This window comes from Nocardioides sp. CPCC 206348, from assembly GCF_048654705.1.
Lineage (GTDB): Bacteria > Actinomycetota > Actinomycetes > Propionibacteriales > Nocardioidaceae > Nocardioides.
The window spans coordinates 1-2,006 of record NZ_JBMCZA010000013.1 but is presented as its reverse complement, the minus strand read 5'-3'; the positions used below and the strand labels follow the sequence as shown (position 1 = coordinate 2,006).

General features: G+C 70.1%; 2 protein-coding genes. Both read right to left on the bottom strand.

Annotation, left to right across the window (positions count from 1 at the left end):
- Window positions 1-13 precede the first annotated feature (13 nt).
- Complete coding sequence (locus ACOADB_RS00595) at window positions 14-1,378, bottom strand: hypothetical protein (protein ID WP_378595981.1); 1,365 nt, start codon at window positions 1,376-1,378, stop codon at window positions 14-16.
- Window positions 1,375-1,881 carry a SigE family RNA polymerase sigma factor gene (locus ACOADB_RS00590; RefSeq protein ID WP_378595980.1) on the bottom strand — a complete coding sequence of 169 codons (507 nt, stop codon included), beginning with the start codon at window positions 1,879-1,881 and terminating at the stop codon, window positions 1,375-1,377. Before ACOADB_RS00590 ends, ACOADB_RS00595 begins: the two co-directional genes overlap by 4 nt.
- Window positions 1,882-2,006: the final 125 nt, after the last annotated feature.

Sequence of the window (2,006 nt, the reverse complement as noted above, 5' to 3'; positions counted from 1 at the left end):
ACCCGGAAGATCCTCAACGGGTACTGAGGCGCCGCGCGCCCAGCACCACTCCACCGAGCAGGACGAGGCCGAGCAGGACCAGGCCCCCGACCACGAGCTTGCGCTCGGTCGCCCACGGCCAGTCGGGCGCCGGGCGCCCGACCGTGAGCTGCTCGGGCGTGATCAGGTCGGCCGCGATGGTCAACCCGAGCACTCCGGGATCGACGTCGATGACCCTCTCCGCGGCGCCGTCCGGTGTGATCGCTTCGACGATCGGTGGCGGGCCGGCCTGTTCGTCGACCACTCCTTCGTGCGACAGCAACCGGCCGTCACTCAGCACGCCAAGGATTCGGGGCTTCGAGGCCAGAGTCGTTGCGGCGCGGTCCGGGCCGCCCGGCAGCTCGCGCACCATCGGCACCTCGTCACCGGTGTCGGAGTGCACGAGTGCGAACCACCGATCGCCCGCGGACCAGAGCGTGCTGATCCGCTGGTCGCCGCGCAACGAGATCCGCTCCTGCCCGGCCACCCGCCACCACAGGTTGCCGGAGATGGCGCTCAGCTCGCCCTCGTTCGACACGGCGACCACGAAGGGGACGTCGCCAGCGGGGGTCTCCTGGTCGGTCTCGATCGTCGGCTCGGGAAGTCTGGTCATGGTCGTGTCACCTGCGTCGGTGTTGACCGTGCCCGCGAGGTAGCCGTTGCTGTTGAACGTGGACGACGTCCACTCGGTGACCCGGGTACCGCCCCAAGCCAGCCATTGGCCACCTGGCGCCCAGGACACCTGGTTGACGAGCACCCGGTATGCCTGCGAGCTGTCGGAATCAACGACGTCGATCTCACGAACCGCTCCGGTGTCGAGATCGGCGATCCGGATCCCGCTTCCCTTCAGCTGCGTCCCGGAACTCGGGCCGGGCTCGACCCACCCCCATGCCAGGTAGCGCCCGTCGGGGGACAGTGCCACGGGCGGGTTGTCCATCGACACGGTGAGCTCCACGCTGGAGTCGGGGTCGGCGCCGAGCAGGCCGTCGAGGTCGAACAGGTGGTAGTCGCCGGTCGCGCCATCGACCACGACGGCCGTGCGTTCCTCGGTCACGAAGGCCGCCGCTCCGATGCCGATCTGGAACGACTTCTCGCGGTCCGTCACGTAGCGAGGTACGGCGTGGATGTGGTTCGGAACGCCGAGGCCGGCGTCGCCGGCGATCGGCGTGTGATCGTCCTGCAGCGCTGGCGTCACGACCGCGACGAGTAGCGCGATGCACGCGACGGCCGCTCCGGCAGCAAGGAGACGGGCGCGCCCGGTGGCCCGACGGCCACGGGCGTAGAGGTCGGCCGGCAGCTCGACCTGAGGCGCACCTTCCGCGATCCGGGCCAGTTCTTCGCGGAGCCGTTCGCCGCTCATGACACCCCCTCGAGCAGTTCCTCGAGGTGCGGTGCGCGCGACCGGATGCGGGCGAGGGCCTCACGCGCCGTCGACTTCACGGTCCCTGAGGAGATGCCGAGAGCGGCGCCCGTCTCCACCTCGGTCAGGTCCTCGAAGTAGCGCAACACCAGGACCGAGCGCTGGCGCGGGGTGAGCTGGGCGAGCGCGGCTTCCAGGCTCAGCCGCAGGTCGCGGTCTGCCTCACGCCCCGGGCCCGCCTTGTCGTCGTACGACGGGGTGAGGGTCTCGTTCAGCTTGCGCCGCCGCCACCACGAGATGTTCTGCGTGTAGAGGATGCGTCGCACGTACGGCTCCGGGTCACCGTTGATCCGGTGCCAGGCGCGGGCGGTCTTGAAGAGTGCTGTCTGCACGAGGTCCTCCGCGAGGTGGGCGTCCCCGGTGAGGAGGTACGCGGTGCGGGTCAGGGCCGGCGTGCGGGCATGGACGAACTCTTCGAATGCGTCCCGTGATGCGTGTGGCATGCGGCTGACCCCCCTTTCACCCGTACCTACGCGCAGGACGGGCGATCCGGGGGTGTGCCGTGCAGGAAAACCTTGGGTGGAGCCGCCTCAGCGGGCGCGGCGACCCATGCGCTCGACGTCGAGGA

Bases quoted from the DNA above. Each gene is read 5' to 3' on its own strand.
- ACOADB_RS00595 (WP_378595981.1), bottom strand. From the start codon at position 1,378: ATGAGCGGCGAACGGCTCCGCGAAGAACTGGCCCGGATCGCGGAAGGT.
- ACOADB_RS00590 (WP_378595980.1), bottom strand. From the start codon at position 1,881: ATGCCACACGCATCACGGGACGCATTCGAAGAGTTCGTCCATGCCCGC.